At 62.1% G+C, this 14,680-nt stretch carries 15 protein-coding genes and 1 tRNA gene; 12 read left to right on the plus strand and 4 right to left on the minus strand.

Annotated elements, in window-relative coordinates:
- Positions 1-5 precede the first annotated feature (5 nt).
- On the minus strand, positions 6-653 hold the full coding sequence (locus CVS29_RS14495; protein ID WP_110107046.1) for a TetR/AcrR family transcriptional regulator: 648 nt from the start codon (positions 651-653) through the stop codon (positions 6-8).
- A complete protein-coding gene (locus CVS29_RS14500) occupies positions 617-1,495 on the minus strand; it encodes an enoyl-CoA hydratase-related protein (RefSeq protein WP_245932256.1) in 879 nt (292 codons plus the stop codon). The genes CVS29_RS14495 and CVS29_RS14500 overlap by 37 nt, the downstream gene beginning before the upstream one ends.
- Before the next feature lie 317 nt (positions 1,496-1,812).
- Between CVS29_RS14500 and CVS29_RS14505 the strand changes: the two genes are divergently transcribed.
- The 5 genes from CVS29_RS14505 (at position 1,813) to CVS29_RS14525 (ending at position 7,638) form a co-directional block, all read left to right on the plus strand.
- Complete coding sequence (locus CVS29_RS14505; protein WP_110107047.1) at positions 1,813-3,036, plus strand: acetyl-CoA C-acetyltransferase; 1,224 nt, start codon at positions 1,813-1,815, stop codon at positions 3,034-3,036.
- Between the two features lie 4 nt (positions 3,037-3,040).
- Positions 3,041-5,221, plus strand: coding sequence for a 3-hydroxyacyl-CoA dehydrogenase NAD-binding domain-containing protein (locus tag CVS29_RS14510; protein WP_179442458.1), 2,181 nt, complete (start codon positions 3,041-3,043; stop codon positions 5,219-5,221).
- Positions 5,221-6,087, plus strand: a complete 867-nt coding sequence (locus tag CVS29_RS14515) for a crotonase/enoyl-CoA hydratase family protein (RefSeq protein ID WP_110107048.1) — start codon at positions 5,221-5,223, stop codon at positions 6,085-6,087. Before CVS29_RS14510 ends, CVS29_RS14515 begins: the two co-directional genes overlap by 1 nt.
- Before the next feature lie 98 nt (positions 6,088-6,185).
- On the plus strand, positions 6,186-6,410 hold the full coding sequence (locus CVS29_RS14520) for an AMP-binding enzyme (protein ID WP_211315151.1): 225 nt from the start codon (positions 6,186-6,188) through the stop codon (positions 6,408-6,410).
- A 166-nt stretch (positions 6,411-6,576) separates the two neighbouring features.
- The gene (locus CVS29_RS14525; protein ID WP_146213066.1) at positions 6,577-7,638 is read left to right on the plus strand and encodes an MBL fold metallo-hydrolase; all 1,062 of its coding nucleotides are present in this window, start codon (positions 6,577-6,579) and stop codon (positions 7,636-7,638) included.
- 199 nt (positions 7,639-7,837) lie between these two features.
- Here CVS29_RS14525 and CVS29_RS14530 read toward each other — a convergent pair whose 3' ends face one another.
- Positions 7,838-8,374, minus strand: a complete 537-nt coding sequence (locus CVS29_RS14530) for a MarR family winged helix-turn-helix transcriptional regulator (protein ID WP_110107050.1) — start codon at positions 8,372-8,374, stop codon at positions 7,838-7,840.
- A gap of 419 nt (positions 8,375-8,793) precedes the next feature.
- Here CVS29_RS14530 and CVS29_RS14535 point away from each other — a divergent pair, with 419 nt between their 5' ends.
- Entirely contained in the window at positions 8,794-9,747 is a 954-nt protein-coding gene (locus CVS29_RS14535) for a cytochrome b/b6 domain-containing protein (RefSeq protein ID WP_110107051.1), read from the plus strand.
- Between the two features lie 4 nt (positions 9,748-9,751).
- Here the strand turns inward: CVS29_RS14535 and CVS29_RS18525 are convergent, their stop codons facing one another.
- Complete coding sequence (locus CVS29_RS18525) at positions 9,752-9,916, minus strand: hypothetical protein (protein ID WP_170120998.1); 165 nt, start codon at positions 9,914-9,916, stop codon at positions 9,752-9,754.
- On the opposite strand from CVS29_RS18525, the gene CVS29_RS14540 reads away from it, so the two are divergent.
- The 6 genes from CVS29_RS14540 (at position 9,915) to CVS29_RS18250 (ending at position 14,668) form a co-directional block, all read left to right on the plus strand.
- On the plus strand, positions 9,915-11,051 hold the full coding sequence (locus CVS29_RS14540) for an acyl-CoA dehydrogenase family protein (RefSeq protein ID WP_110107052.1): 1,137 nt from the start codon (positions 9,915-9,917) through the stop codon (positions 11,049-11,051). The genes CVS29_RS18525 and CVS29_RS14540 overlap by 2 nt on opposite strands.
- Positions 11,052-11,069: 18 nt before the next feature.
- Positions 11,070-12,131: an enoyl-CoA hydratase/isomerase family protein gene (locus CVS29_RS14545; protein WP_110107099.1), complete on the plus strand. Its 1,062-nt coding sequence runs from the start codon at positions 11,070-11,072 to the stop codon at positions 12,129-12,131.
- A 21-nt stretch (positions 12,132-12,152) separates the two neighbouring features.
- A complete protein-coding gene (gene mmsB / locus CVS29_RS14550; RefSeq protein ID WP_110107053.1) occupies positions 12,153-13,115 on the plus strand; it encodes a 3-hydroxyisobutyrate dehydrogenase in 963 nt (320 codons plus the stop codon).
- Between the two features lie 54 nt (positions 13,116-13,169).
- Positions 13,170-13,946, plus strand: coding sequence for an enoyl-CoA hydratase (locus CVS29_RS14555; RefSeq protein ID WP_110107054.1), 777 nt, complete (start codon positions 13,170-13,172; stop codon positions 13,944-13,946).
- 202 nt (positions 13,947-14,148) lie between these two features.
- A tRNA-Met gene (locus CVS29_RS14560) sits at positions 14,149-14,225 on the plus strand.
- A 107-nt stretch (positions 14,226-14,332) separates the two neighbouring features.
- On the plus strand, positions 14,333-14,668 hold the full coding sequence (locus tag CVS29_RS18250) for a hypothetical protein (protein WP_146213067.1): 336 nt from the start codon (positions 14,333-14,335) through the stop codon (positions 14,666-14,668).
- Positions 14,669-14,680 lie beyond the last annotated feature (12 nt).

The raw sequence follows: 14,680 nt of genomic DNA on the forward strand, positions 1-14,680 counted from the left end.
GCCGGTCAGATGGCGGGAACGGCTTCTGTCACGATGACGCGCAAGGTGCTGGCCAGCAGCGTGTGGACCTGGGGTCGGGTGAGAGTTTTTCGCAGCAGCCACTCGCGGCCACCGCTGCGGACCAGTTGGGTATAAATTCGGAACATGGCCCGAATTTGTTCCCGGTTCTTGGTGCGCTCGGCCAGTCCAGTGGCGTCGATGAGCAGCTCAATTGAGTCATTTTCAGCCGCGATCAAGATTTTTTCCAAATCCGGATCCCGCCCTATACTGCCTGAACCCAGCGCCAGCCAACTGGCACCGGAGGTCTCCAGTGAGTCCAGGAACCACGCCACCGCCACCTCCACACGTTCCTCAAAGGAGCCGTCGGGCAGCTTGGCCACCGCCACCTCTGAGACCGTGGAATTGACCTTGATGACTTCCAGGTACAGCTCGCGCTTGTTGCCGAAATAATGGTTGATGAGCCCACGGGCAACACCTGCAGCAGCGGCAATGTCGGTTGCTGAAACGTCCTCATAGGCGCGTTCATTGAACAGCTTTTGCGCACACTCAAAGATTTGTTGACGGCGTTCATCGGGGCTCAGCCGCTGCCTGCGGGGCTCGGTGCGGTCATCGGGAATCACGGTGTTGGGCCCGTCTGCATCCACGGCAGCCATGCCGGGATACCCTCGGGCACTGTCAAGGGGAAGTGCGGCGGGCGTTTTTCCAGGAACGAGGTGACACCCTCGACGGCGTCACTGTGCCCTGGTGTGCTAGCAATCAGGCGCGAATCCACTGCATGGACGGGGACGGGTGAGTCCAAAGCGCTCAGCCGGTTGAGCATCTGCTTGATGACGGCGGTGGAGACCTCCGAGGTGTTGGCGATGAGGTCCCTGGCCAGTTCGTAGGCGGCCTCCAGTACGCCTTCGGGCTCGTGCACCGAGGTGACGAGTCCGGCGTCGAGCGCTTCCTGCGCCCCGAAAAGCCGGCCCGTCAGCATCCAGTCGCTCGCCTTGGACACTCCCACCAGGCGTGGCAGATACCAAACCGAGGCCCCCTCAGGGAAGATGCCGCGGCGGCTGAACGGGAAGGAGAAGCGGGAATCGGTGGAGGCCAGGCGGAAGTCACAGGAGAGCGTGATGGTTATGCCGCCACCCACGGACACCCCGCGCAGGGCGGCGATGACGGGCTTGTTCATGGTGTAGATGGTTTTGGAGCAGCGCCCGGCCGGTTCCTGCCAGTCCTGGGTGGAGCCGGTCATGGTCACATCAAAGCCGCCACCGCTCAGATCAGCACCCACGGAGAAGTCATTGCCAACGCTGGTGAAAGCAACTATCTGGACCTCCGGATCGGCGTCGGCAGCCAGAAAAGCGTGCTCCAGTTCGTTTGCCATGGTCAGCGTGTAGCCGTTGCGTGCCTCGGGGCGGTTCAAGGAAACCGTGGCAATTCGCTCGGCAACGGCGTAGCTGATGGCCGTGTAGGGGAGGGGGACTTCAGCTGTCATGGTCATCGCTTTCATGAATGGAAAGTAAAGACTTGCGTCATCTATTGACACGGTGTCAATAGTCTTGCACTATGGGCATTATGTCAACAACTCGGCTTGTTTCCCGCTGGATCGATGAAGATCTTTGCGACGTTGCATCCCTGGCGAGGGTTTTTTCCACCAAGGAGGCAACCCGCTCGCAGAGAAATTCGGCGGCGCCAATGGGGTCATGAAGGAGCTCATTGCCACCTCCCTCTGACGCAGCACCAACCACCCGTTCCACCAAAAAGTCAGTTTTGCCAACCGTCCGTCCGCACTGCAGCGAACGAGATGACAATGGAAGGAAAGCTCACGTGAGCGAAGAAGTTGCACCGCAAGCCTACGTATATGACGCCATCCGCACCCCGCGCGGCCGCGGCAAAAAGGGTGCCCTGCACGGGACCAAGCCGATCGACCTCGTGGTGGGTCTGATCAACTCCTTACGGGCTCGCCACCCCGGCCTGGACGAAGACCTTATCGACGATCTGATCCTCGGCGTCGTCTCCCCGATCGGTGACCAGGGCGCCGTCATTGCCCGCACCGCCGTCATCGCCGCCGGCCTGCCGGACACGGTGGGCGGCGTGCAGATCAACAGGTTCTGCGCCTCGGGTCTGGAGGCCGTGAACATGGCCGCCCAAAAGGTGCGCTCCGGCTGGGACCAGCTCATCATCGCCGGCGGCGTGGAATCCATGTCCCGCGTTCCCATCGGATCCGACGGCGGCGCCTGGGCCATGGACCCGGCCACCAACTATGACACCTACTTTGTCCCGCAGGGCGTGGGCGCGGACCTCATTGCCACGATGGAGGGCTTTAGCCGGGTGGACGTCGACGCCTACGCCGTACGCTCACAGCGTCTGGCCGCACAGGCATGGAAAGAGGGCCGCTTCGCCAACTCCGTCATTCCCGTCAGGGACCAAAACGGCCTGGTAGTGCTGGACCATGACGAGCACATGCGTCCCGAATCAACCCCGGAGTCACAGGCGGGTCTGCGGCCCGCCTTTGCGGCGATGGGAGAGGCCGGTGGCTTTGACGCCGTCGCCCTGCAAAAGTTTCATGCCGTGGAAAAGATTGACCACGTCCACACCGCCGCCAACTCTTCCGGAATTGTCGACGGCGCGGCCCTGGTTTTGGTGGGCAGCGCGGAGGTCGGCAAGCAGCTGGGACTGAAGCCGCGGGCCAGGATCGTGGCCACCGCCACCTCCGGCGCCGACCCCACCATCATGCTCACCGGCCCCACCCCGGCCACCTTGAAGCTGCTCAAGACGGCCGGGCTGGGCGTTGCGGACATTGACCTCTTCGAGATCAATGAGGCCTTCGCCTCCGTGGTGCTGAAGTACCAGAAGGACCTGGGCATCCCGGACGAGAAACTGAACGTGAACGGGGGCGCCATCGCCATGGGCCACCCGCTCGGCGCCACCGGTGCCATGATTTTGGGCACCGTGCTGGACGAACTTGAACGCACCGATAAGCGCAGGGCCGTGGTGACCTTGTGCATTGGCGGCGGCATGGGCGTGGCAACTTTGATTGAGAGGGTCTAGGACCATGAGTGAGGACAACGTGCAGCACAGCAACACCATCCGCTGGGAAAAGGACACCGACGGCGTGGTCATCCTGACCATGGATGACCCAAACCAGTCGGCCAACACCATGAACGCTGATTACATCGCCTCTATGCAGGCAACCGTGGATCGTCTCGTGGCAGAGAAGGAGAACATCTCCGGCGTCGTGCTGACATCTGCGAAGAAGACCTTCTTCGCAGGAGGGGACCTGAAGGATCTTGTCTCTTCCACCCCGGAGGACGCGCAAAGCGTCTTTGACCTGGGCCAGCAAATCAAGGCGCAGCTGCGCACGCTGGAAACCTTCGGTAAGCCCGTGGTCGCCGCCATCAACGGTGCGGCACTGGGCGGCGGGCTGGAAATTGCCTTGGCCACCCACCACCGTATTGCATCGGACACGCGCGGCTCGGTCATCGGACTGCCGGAAGTCACGCTGGGCTTGCTGCCCGGCGGTGGTGGCATTGTGCGCACCGTGCGTCTCATGGGTGTTGTTGACGCCACCATGAAGGTGCTGCTGCAGGGACAGAAGTACAAGCCCCGCAAGGCGCTCGAGGTTGGCCTGGTTCACGAGGTTGTGGACACGGTGGAGGAACTCATTCCGGCTGCGAAGGCGTGGATTAAGTCCAATAAGGACGCCGTGCAGCCGTGGGACGTGCCCAAATACCGGATACCCGGTGGCACCCCCAGCACGCCCGCTTTCGCCGCGAATCTGCCGGCGTTCCCGGCCAACCTGCGCAAGCAGCTCAAGGGTGCCAACTACCCGGCCCCACGCGCCATTCTTGCCGCCGCTGTGGAAAGCACCCAGGTGGATGTGGACACGGCCCTGGAGATTGAATCGCGCTACTTCGTGGAAGTGGTGACTGGGGCGGTATCCACCAACATGATCAAGGCGTTCTTCTTTGACATGGGCCACATCAGCGCCGGCGGGTCCCGACCTGCCGGGTTTGAGAAGTACACGGCCAAGAAGGTCGCCGTACTGGGCGCCGGCATGATGGGTGCGGGCATAGCCTATGTGTGTGCTCGCGGCGGCATGGACGTGGTCCTGAAGGACGTCTCCCTCGAGGCGGCAGAACGCGGCAAGGCCTACTCCAAGACCCTCACCGACAAGGCCGTCTCCCGCGGCCAGCAAACCCATGAAGCGGCTGACGCCCTGCTGGCCAAGATCACCCCCACCGCAACGGCGGCGGACGTGGCCGGGGCGGACCTTGTCATCGAGGCCGTCTTTGAAAACGTGGCGGTGAAGCAGGCAGCGTTTGCGGAGATCCAGGACCTGCTGGGGGAGGACGCCGTGCTCGGCTCCAACACCTCCACCCTGCCCATTACCGAACTGGCGCAGGGGGTGAAGGATCAGGGGAACTTCATTGGCCTGCACTTCTTCTCACCCGTGGATAAGATGCCATTGCTGGAGATCATCGCCGGTAAAAACACCTCGGATGAAACCCTGGCCAAGGCATTCGATATTGCCCAGCAAATCCGCAAGACCCCCATTGTGGTCAACGATTCCCGCGGTTTCTTCACCTCCCGTGTCATCGGCACGTTCATAAACGAAGCCATTGCCATGCTCGGCGAAGGCCTCGCTGCGCCGTCCATCGAACAAGCCGGTTTGCAGGCTGGCTACCCGGCGGCCCCGCTGCAGCTGGCAGACGAACTGAACCTGAGCCTCCTTTCCAAGATTCAAAAGGAAACCAAAGCTGGCCTGGACGCAGACAATGGGGTGCAAAAGTACCGCCACCATGCGGGCTACGACGTAGTGGATCAGATGATTGAAACGTTTGAGCGCAAGGGCAAACTCGCCGGCGCCGGCTTCTACAACTATGCCGACGGTCACCGCACAGGACTCTGGGAAGGGCTCAAGGAAACCTACGGCGGCACAGCGGAAATCCCGTTCCAGGACATGGTGGAGCGCATGCTTTTCGCCGAGTCCTTGGAAACCGTCAAGTGCCTGGATGAGGGCGTGCTGCGCAGTGTGGAGGACGCTAACATCGGCTCCATCTTGGGCATCGGCTTCCCGGCCTGGACCGGCGGTGTGCTCCAGTACATGAACGGGTACCACGGTGGCCTGGCAGGTTTCGTGGCCCGCTCACGTGAGCTGGCGGCCAAGTATGGCGAACACTTCCTCCCCCCGGCTTCTCTGGTGGCCAAGGCTGAGAAGGGCGAAACTTACTGATGAGCCCTCTTGCCGCGGTCGGTCCCGCTTTCACCCAAGTTTGGACGGCGTTCACTGTTGATACGGCACCCACCCCGGGTGTCGCCGTCGTGAATCTGGTGGGTCCCGGCCGCGGGAACATGATGGGGCGCGCCTTCTGGGCAGAACTGCCGCAGGTCTTTGCCGCGCTCGACGCCGATGAATCCGTCCGGGCCGTGGTGCTCACGGGTGCCGGTAATCACTTCAGTACGGGCCTGGACGTGGCGGAGGTATTGGGCGGCTGGATGGGCAAACTGGGTCCCGGATCCGTGGCCCAAGCAGCCCAGCGCACGGAACTGCTCGGGCTGATCCGGGAAATGCAGGCCGGCATCACGTCCGTTGCCACCTGTAGCAAGCCCGTGATTGCGGCTGTGTCCGGCTGGTGCATTGGCGGCGGAGTGGACCTGGTCAGTGCTGCGGATGTGCGGCTGGCCTCCGCCGATGCGAAGTTCAGTGTCCGGGAGGCACGGTTGGCGATCGTTGCCGACGTTGGAAGTCTCCAGCGCCTGCGCGGCATCATTGGCGAGGGTGCGCTGCGGGAACTTGCCCTGACAGGCAAGGACATCACGGCGGAGCGGGCCGGCAGGATCGGCCTAGTCAATGACATGTATCCGGACGCGGCGGCACTTCTGGAAGCAGCGCTAGGTATGGCGGGGGAAATCGCCGCCAATTCCCCGCTGGCTGTGGCAGGCACGAAGGCTATTTTGAACGAAGATAGGGAAGAAATTGTGGCCCGCGGGCTGCGCCACGTCTCCCTGTGGAACTCCGCCTTTTTGCACAGTGAGGACCTACTTGAGGCCGTAGCTGCGATGGGGGAGCGCCGTCCGGGAGTGTTCATGGGTCACTAGAGGCTTCAAGGGATTCAAGGGTCATGATGGCATATCCACGATAAAAGTCAGAGTCGTTTTTTACCAAAAGGAGCTTTTCATGTACCTCACTCAAGGACATGATCGTCACCGGTGGGGAGGTTGTGTACTCGGCAGAGGTGGAAAACGCTTTGAGCAAGCACCCGGCGGTGGCCTCCTCGGCCGTCATTGGCATCCCGGATGAGCACTACGGTGAGCGCGTGCACGCAGTGGTTGTCCTAGCGCCGGGGCAGATGCCACTGCCGAAACACTGCGGGACTTTTGCCGTGAACATATTGCCGGGTACAAGATTCTGCCAGCTTTGAATTCCCCGAGACGCTGCCTATCTCCGGCGCAGGGAAAATCCTCAAGCGTGAGCTACGCGAGAGCTACGCCGCGGCGCAGGCTCTCTAAAGCAGCAGCGGCGTCCTTGGCCCGGCAGCCACGCGGAAACACGAATTTTTCAACCATACTGAGCTCTTGGAGGGCATCTTGATCACCGTTACAGCAGAGGAACAATTCCAGGCGTGGAAGGCGAAGGAGCTCCCTGCCGCGGAAGAAGTCCGGCCCGGAGTGTGGTCAATCCCCGTGCCCTTCATTAATAATCCCATGCGCTACACGCTCGCCTACCTGCTGATTGGTGACGGCGAGGCGGCGCTGGTGGATCCCGGTTGGGATTCGGATGTTGGCTGGGAGATGCTCAAGGCAGGGCTGGCGACTGCTGGGCTCACGCCCGCGTCCATCACCGCTATTGTGGTGACGCACTTCCATCCCGACCACTTGGGCATGGCTGCGCGGTTGCGGGAAGCGTCGGGGGCATGGGTTGCGCTCGGTGCCGACGAGCCACTGCCCACGCACTGGCGCGTGGACCCCACACAGTTTGTTGAGGAGGATAGGGCACAATTTGTCGCGTGGGGCGTGCCGGCGCAGTGCTTGGAGGAAGTGAGTTTTCAAGCGGACACCTGGGCGCAGATGACCGGCGTAGCCGAGCCGCAGAGGCGCCTGGCAGATGGCGAATTGCTGCCAGTTGCTGGGCTTTCGGTACGCGTGTTGGCCACACCCGGGCACACGCCCGGGCACATTTGCCTCATCGACGAGAGGAACTCGCTGATCCTCACGGGCGACCACGTGCTGCCACGCATCACCCCGCACGTCTCGCTCGAAGCTGCCAGTCATGCCAACCCGCTGGGGGATTACCTCGACTCGCTGGAAATTATGGAAGCTGGCGCAGAGATGGAGGTCCTGCCGGCGCACGAATACCGTTTCCGAGGGCTGCTGGCCCGTGCCGCTGAGCTGAAGGAACACACGCTGGAACGCTCCCGCGAGGTCATTGCTGTGTTGGAATCCGGGGCGGCTGCGAGCGTATGGGACGTGTCGAAGGAACTGACGTGGTCGCGCGGCTTTGAATCGCTGCGCGGTTTCACGCTGCGGCTGGCACTTGCCGAAACGGCCAGCCATCTGGTGTACCTGACGGAGCAAGGCCGCAACGTGGGGATCTCAGTATCGAGAGGTACTCCCGCCACCCCCAACCTTCTACCGACGCTATCCCACTAATGGTTACTTTTATGGGCACGCTATCCCACTAATGGCATGATTTTGCCGGACGCTATCGCAATGATCTCCGTCTCCTTAGCGTGAGTCGTCAATGGTGGGATAGGGATAGGAAAAAGCAGCCACTGGTGGGATAACGTCGCAAAAAGAGTGACCATTAGTGGGATAGCGTCCGGTGGAGGGGCTAGAGGGGCTAGAGGGGCTAGAGGGGGTCCGGGGTGGGGGCTGGGTCGGTGAAATCGCCGCAGTCGCGGCGGAAGCGGGCCAGGATGCTGGTCATGGTGCGCAGTTCCTCGGCCGGGATGCCAGGGCTGGCAAACACCTCTTCGTTCAAGACAGTGGTTGCTTTCTCCACCAACACCCGCCCAAGATCGCTGAGCACCACTAAAGTTGCCCTGCCATCCGTTGGGTGGGCTTCGCGGCGCACCATGCCGTCTTTTTCTAGGCGATCAACCACGCTTGTCACAGATGTAGGGTGTACCTGCAAGCGTGCGCTGGCACTGGCCATGGGCAACGCACCTCCACGCGTGAAGGACAACAACCTTAATAATTCAAGCCGGGCGTAGGACAGTCCCAGAGGCTTCAGCACGGCATCGACCCGGCTGTACATGAGTTGATGAGCGCGCATGACGGATGAATACGCGGCCATGGCATCCGCACTATCAGCCCAACCGTGGGCGATCCATTGGCGCTTAGCCTCGGCGATGGGGTCCAGAGGAAGCGGTGTGGGGGAAGCCATGGGAGTCCTTTCCTACGGGTTCCTGGAGGCAAATTCCTCGGAGAGAAACTGGCTAGTTCAATAATTTACTTGGTATACCTAGTAAATGCTAGTGGTACCTAGTATTCTGCACTGTGAGGACAGTGCATGACGATAAAGGCAGTGGCTGATGATGGCTGTTTTGATAAAGCAACACCGCAAAGACGCAGGGTGACGCGTTCCTGGCATCTTCTAGCGCCAGCATCTTTTAGCGTCAGGATCCTGCTCTCTAGTGCCCGGACCCACTAGGCACGGTACGTGGCAGGCGGGCCTCCATGACGGACAATGGAGGCAAACGCAACACGGACTGTTAGAAATAGAGATTGTTAGACATAAAGATTGTTGTACAGCGGTGCCGGTGCCGCCCGAGTGAAGCAAGCACATGAAAGAGGATCAAGAGAATGTCGACCCCCAAGAGTAAGCAGGCCGCCGGCATCTTAGAGCGCTGGAATGGTCTAGGCCTGTGGGCTAAAATTGGCGTTTCAGCGGTCGGTTTGATCGTGCTGCTGGGCGTTGCCGTCCTAGTAGTCAGGTGGCTGACCTCTCTGACGGCGATCCAGGACTTCATGACCACCTACCCGGGCGCCTCTGAATTGCCAGCGAACGCCCCCGTGGGGCTGCCCGCCTGGCTTGGGTGGCAACACTTCATCAACACGTTTTTGATCCTGCTCATCATCCGTTCAGGCTGGCAGGTTCGCACCACCAAACGCCCAGCCGCGCACTGGATCCGGAACAACAAGGGCCTGATCAAGACCCCCGGCAATCCCACCAAGATCAGCCTTGACCTGTGGTTTCACCTCACCCTAGACGCCCTCTGGGTCCTCAACGGCGCCATCTTCATTGTGGTCCTGTTCTTCACCGGCCAGTGGATGCGCATTGTGCCCACCAGCGCGGACGTGTTCCCCAACGCCATCTCGGCCGGTCTGCAATACCTCTCACTCGACTGGCCCACCGACGACGGCTGGGTCAACTACAACGGCCTGCAGCTGCTGACGTACTTCATCACGGTCTTCATCGCCGCGCCGCTGGCCATCATCACGGGCCTGCGCATGTCCGGTGCCTGGCCCAAAAACGCGACCACGCTGAACAAGATCTACCCCATTCAGGCCGCCCGCGCACTGCACTTCCCGGTCATGCTCTACTTCGTGGGCTTCATCGTCATCCACGTAACCCTGGTCCTGGCCACCGGCGCCCTGCGCAACCTCAACCACATGTACGCCTCCTCCAACGAGGTGAACTGGTGGGGTTTTGGCATCTTCGCCGCATCCCTGGTGGTCATGGCCGCCGCCTGGTTCCTGGCGCAACCGCTCTTCCTGCGCCCCGTGGCCTCCCTGATGGGCAAGGTCACCAAATAGTTCCCTAGAAGTACGACGGCGGCACCCACCACAGTGGGCACGCCAGCCCCGCAGCCACTACCCCCGTCACCACTATCCCCGTCACCACTATCCCCGTCACCACCAGGAGTTGGCGCCGCGCCACCTCCACTACTGAGGCCGCAAAGATGCGGTACGAAGGAGACGCCATGAATGAGTTCAGCCCCGAGCAGCAGGCAGTCGTGGAGATGGTGCGAGACTTTGCCACCACCGAACTTGCCCCCCACACGGCACAATGGGATGAGAGCAAGCATTTTCCGGTGGATGTACTGGCTCAGGCTGGGGCATTGGGCATGGGCGGGATCTACGTCGCGGAGGAATATGGCGGCTCCGGCCTGAGTAGGAGTGACGCGGTGCTGATCTTCGAGGAGCTCTCGGCAGTGGATCCCACCATTGCCGCCTACATTTCCATCCACAATATGGTGGCCTGGATGATCGACGCCTTCGGCAATGAAAAACAGCGTGCCGCATGGCTCCCCGGAATCACAGCCATGACAGAGCTGACCAGCTACTGCCTCTCAGAGCCCGGCGTAGGCTCCGATGCGGCCGCCATCACCAGCCGGGCCGTACGCGACGGCGATGACTACGTGCTCAACGGCACCAAACAATTCATCTCCGGGGCAGGCTCCTCCGCTTGGTATTTGGTGATGGTCCGCACGGCGGACCAGGGCGCAAAGGGGATCACCGCCGTGGTAGTTCCCCATAACGCACCCGGGCTCAGCTTCGGGGCGAATGAGAAGAAGATGGGCTGGCGGGCTCAACCCACACGCCAGGTGGTGTTTGAGAACGTGCGCATCCCTGTGGCGAACCGGCTCGGTGAGGAGGGCGACGGTTTCGGCATCGCCATGAAGGGACTCAACGGTGGGCGCGTGAACATTGGCGCCTGCTCCCTCGGCGGTGGCAGGGCGGCACTGGAAAAGTCCATCGCCTACCTGAAGGAACGGCAAGCATTCGGTGGGCCGCTGATTGAAAAACAGCACCTGCTGTTTCAAATTGCGCAGATGGAGACGGATTTGGAAATCTCCCGGACCATGCTGATGCGCGCCGCGCATGCCCTGGACACAGGCTCCCCAGACACCGTGAAACTGTGTGCCATGGCCAAGCTCGTGGCCACAGATGCCGGGTTCACCGTGGCCAACCAGGCCCTGCAGTTGCACGGCGGGTACGGCTACCTCAGCGAGTACGGGCTGGAAAAACTGGTCCGGGACCTGCGAGTGCACCAAATTCTTGAAGGCAGCAATGAAATTATGCGCTTGATCATTGGCCGTCTGGCCGTGGAGCGTTAAGACGTGGAGGATGTAACCATGGAACCCAATGAAGTTCTTGTGCAGCGCAGCGGTGGGCTGGGGCACCTGGTCCTGAACCGGCCCAAAGCCATCAACGCGCTGAACCACGGCATGATACTGACCATCGCCGCAGCCCTGGACCAGTGGGAAACGGACGACGCCGTGACCACCGTTCTCATTTCGGGTGCCGGTGAGCGGGGGTTGTGTGCCGGCGGGGACATTGTCTCCATCTACCACGATGCCCGGACCGGAGGGGATTCCAGCGAGCAGTTCTGGCGTGACGAGTACCTTCTCAATGCCCGCATCGCCCGCTATGCGAAGCCCATTGTGACGCTCATGGACGGGGTGGTGCTGGGCGGCGGTGTAGGCATTTCTGCGCACGCCTCGCACAGGATTGTCACCGAACGTTCCCGGATCGGCATGCCGGAGACGGGCATCGGCTTCGTCCCTGACGTGGGCGGCACGTTCCTGCTCTCCCGCGCACAGGGGGAGCTGGGCACGCACGCCGGGCTGACAGGGGCCATGGTCAGCGGTGCCGACGCGATCGCCATGGGCCTGGCCACCCACTTTGTTGACTCTGCGGTCCTGCCCACGCTGGTGGCCGAGCTGGCACAGCGGGGGGCAAGCTCCGTCGTCGCCCGTCATGGGCAGGTGCCCCCGGAATCTGCGCTGGCTGCGGCCCGGTGGTGGATTGATGAGTGCTATGCCCCGGACTGCGCCGGCACCATCCTTGAGCGCTTGGCGCGTGTTGAGGATCCGGTGGCCCAGGCGGCGGCGGAGACCATCGCCGCGAAGTCGCCCACGGCCGTGACCGTGACGTTGGCTGCGCTGCGGCGAGCCAAGGCGTTGGGGTCCCTCGAAGAGGTGCTGAACCAGGAGCTGCGGGTGTCCTTACGGGCACTGGCGTGGCCGGACTTTGCCGAGGGAATCCGGGCGCAGTTGGTGGACAAGGACAGGAACCCGAAGTGGTCACCCACCACGCTGGCGGAAGTGTCCGCCGCTGTGGTGGACGGTGCCTTTGCGGATTTGGGTCCGCGGGAACTGGGCCTGGTGGCACCAGCCGCCGATGCCGTTTTGTAAGTGGATGAAGGGAGCAGGACCATGAGCGAGGACTCAACAACAGGGGCAGGTGCCAGCGTTGGTACTGATGCGCAGGTGGCTTTCATCGGTCTGGGACACATGGGTGGCCCCATGGCAGCCAACCTGGTGAAGGCGGGCTATTCAGTCACCGGATTTGATGTGGTGCCCGCGGCGCTGGAAGCGGCAGCCGCGGCCGGTGTGGTGGTGGCGGAATCCTCAGCCGCAGCCGCGGATGGCGCTGATGTCATCATCACCATGTTGCCAGCAGGCAAGCACGTGTTTGCCGCGTTCGAGGGCGAAGGTCCCGGTGGCGGGCTGCTGGCCGCAGCTAAACCAGGTGCCCTGTTCCTGGAATGCTCCACCATTTCCGTCGAGGACGCACGGGCCGCACATTGGATGGTGGCCAACTCCGGCCACCGTGGCCTGGATGCTCCCGTGTCCGGTGGTGTCATGGGGGCCGAGGCTGGCACCTTGACGTTTATGGTGGGCGGCTCCGAGGAGGACTTTGCCGCGGGCATGCCGTTGTTTGAGGTGATGGGTAAACGGATTGTGCTCTGTGGTGGCCCCGGCGCGGGGCAGGCCGCCAAGGTGTGCAACAACATGATCTTGGGTGTGTCCATGATCGCCGTCAGCGAGGCGTTTGTGCTGGGTGAAAAGCTGGGGCTGACACACCAGGCGCTGTACGATGTTGCCGCCAATGCGTCCGGACAATGCTGGGCGCTGACCACCAACTGCCCGGTACCGGGGCCCGTTGCCGCCAGCCCCGCCAACCGCGACTACCAACCCGGGTTCGCCGGGGCGCTCATGGCTAAGGACCTGGGGCTGGCCGTGGAGGCCCTGAATGCGACAGGTGTTGACGCGGTGCTGGGACGTTCCGCAGAGGAAATATACCGTGAGTTCGCTCTGGAAGGCGGAGCTGGGACCGACTTCTCCGGCATCATCAATACCATCCGGGCTGCCTCGGACGGTGCCACCTCCGACTGAGCTTGCTCCTTTTTCCCAGACACCTCTCCATTTACTGAAACGGAAGACCTTTTCATGACGCAGTATTCCTTGATCCTGACCGAACAACGCGGCCGGGTTGGCCTCATAACGCTCAACCGTCCCGAAGCCTTGAACGCACTCAGTGACACCATGGGCCGTGAAATTCTGGCCGCGGCACGGGCCTTTGATGCCGACCCCGGGGTGGGAGCCATTGTCATCACAGGATCCTCACGGGCCTTCGCCGCAGGTGCGGACATCAAGGAGATGGCGAGTAAATCCTCCGTTGACATGTACCTTGCCGATTGGTTTTCAGCCTGGGATGAGCTGGCCCGGGTCCGGACCCCGCTCATCGCCGCCGTGGCTGGCCATGCCTTGGGCGGTGGGTGCGAGCTGGCCATGATCGCGGACTTCATCATTGCCGCGGAGAACGCAAAGTTTGGCCAGCCGGAGATCAAGTTGGGCGTCATTCCGGGGATGGGCGGCTCGCAGCGGCTGACCCGCGCCATCGGTAAAGCCAAGGCCATGGAAATGGTGCTGACCGGGCGGGTTATGGGCGCGCTTGAGGCCGAGGCGGCCGGGTTGGTGGCCCGGGTGGTTCCTATTGATGCGCTGTTGGAGGAGGCCATGGAAACCGCTGCCACCATCGCCTCCATGTCCAAGCCCGTGGCCATGATCGCCAAGGAAGCCGTCAACGCGGCCTTTGAGTCCACCCTTGCCGAGGGAGTTCGGCACGAGCGGCGCGGGATCTTCGCCTGTTTCGCCACCGAGGATCAGAAGGAAGGCATGGCAGCCTTCACCGAAAAACGCCCGGCCAATTTCAAACACCGCTAATTTCCTTCCGACGCTCCCTCACCTTTGGCGGCTTTTTGGGAAACCCTCCCTCACAGGGGCGCGAATCCTAGTCCCGATCCGGTTGCCCCATGATGTGGGGCGGCCGGGCGCCCCACGGAACCACCCTCAAAACCGGCGTTTCAGGCCCAACAACCACTCGAGTTGGTGATTGGCGAAAATGCATGTACTGTTGAGGACGCAACGCGGGGTGGAGCAGTTCGGTAGCTCGCCGGGCTCATAACCCGGAGGTCACAGGTTCAAATCCTGTCCCCGCAACCAGATGAGGAAAACCCTCGGTCAGATGACCGGGGGTTTTTCGTTTCCCCGTGCCGTCGCTAGCGGGCTGCGCCGGGTTCGAGAGCCAAATATTGGGTGAAGGTGTCGTTGTGATTTCCGCGGAAAGCGTGCCGCAGCGTCCAGCGCTGGAGCGTTCCTTGACCGGCACGGAGTTCTCCCGCTGGTACTGGCTGAAAACCGAGCTGCCTGACTTTGCCCGCAGCTACGCCCTTGTCTCTACGGCACTGGAACGCGGCAACTCAGCGGAGCCGTCACCGCGGACACAAGAGTCCCGGCGGGCCAGCGCTGCAGCCAGCTCCTGCGCGCTTGGTTTGAGGCACAAATGGATGCCGCCTGGCAGGTCTACCGATCCCTGCCGGTGGACCTGCGCCCCTGAATACCCTTGTGGCCCACGTCTGCCTCAGCCGCTGCAGGAGCGTTGGTAGTAGGGCCGGAGG

Source organism: Arthrobacter psychrochitiniphilus (assembly GCF_003185915.1).
GTDB classification, from domain to species: Bacteria; Actinomycetota; Actinomycetes; order Actinomycetales; family Micrococcaceae; genus Specibacter; species Specibacter psychrochitiniphilus.

What these genes read in the sequence shown, in the direction of transcription:
- CVS29_RS18525 (WP_170120998.1), bottom strand. Translation starts at nt 9,916, where the DNA reads ATGGCGTCTCCTTCGTACCGCATCTTTGCGGCCTCAGTAGTGGAGGTG.
- CVS29_RS14555 (WP_110107054.1), top strand. Translation starts at nt 13,170, where the DNA reads ATGACGCAGTATTCCTTGATCCTGACCGAACAACGCGGCCGGGTTGGC.
- CVS29_RS14520 (WP_211315151.1), top strand. Translation starts at nt 6,186, where the DNA reads ATGATCGTCACCGGTGGGGAGGTTGTGTACTCGGCAGAGGTGGAAAAC.
- mmsB (WP_110107053.1), top strand. Translation starts at nt 12,153, where the DNA reads ATGAGCGAGGACTCAACAACAGGGGCAGGTGCCAGCGTTGGTACTGAT.
- CVS29_RS14530 (WP_110107050.1), bottom strand. Translation starts at nt 8,374, where the DNA reads ATGGCTTCCCCCACACCGCTTCCTCTGGACCCCATCGCCGAGGCTAAG.
- CVS29_RS14500 (WP_245932256.1), bottom strand. Translation starts at nt 1,495, where the DNA reads ATGAAAGCGATGACCATGACAGCTGAAGTCCCCCTCCCCTACACGGCC.
- CVS29_RS14510 (WP_179442458.1), top strand. Translation starts at nt 3,041, where the DNA reads ATGAGTGAGGACAACGTGCAGCACAGCAACACCATCCGCTGGGAAAAG.
- CVS29_RS14540 (WP_110107052.1), top strand. Translation starts at nt 9,915, where the DNA reads ATGAATGAGTTCAGCCCCGAGCAGCAGGCAGTCGTGGAGATGGTGCGA.
- CVS29_RS14545 (WP_110107099.1), top strand. Translation starts at nt 11,070, where the DNA reads ATGGAACCCAATGAAGTTCTTGTGCAGCGCAGCGGTGGGCTGGGGCAC.
- CVS29_RS14495 (WP_110107046.1), bottom strand. Translation starts at nt 653, where the DNA reads ATGGCTGCCGTGGATGCAGACGGGCCCAACACCGTGATTCCCGATGAC.
- CVS29_RS14535 (WP_110107051.1), top strand. Translation starts at nt 8,794, where the DNA reads ATGTCGACCCCCAAGAGTAAGCAGGCCGCCGGCATCTTAGAGCGCTGG.
- CVS29_RS14515 (WP_110107048.1), top strand. Translation starts at nt 5,221, where the DNA reads ATGAGCCCTCTTGCCGCGGTCGGTCCCGCTTTCACCCAAGTTTGGACG.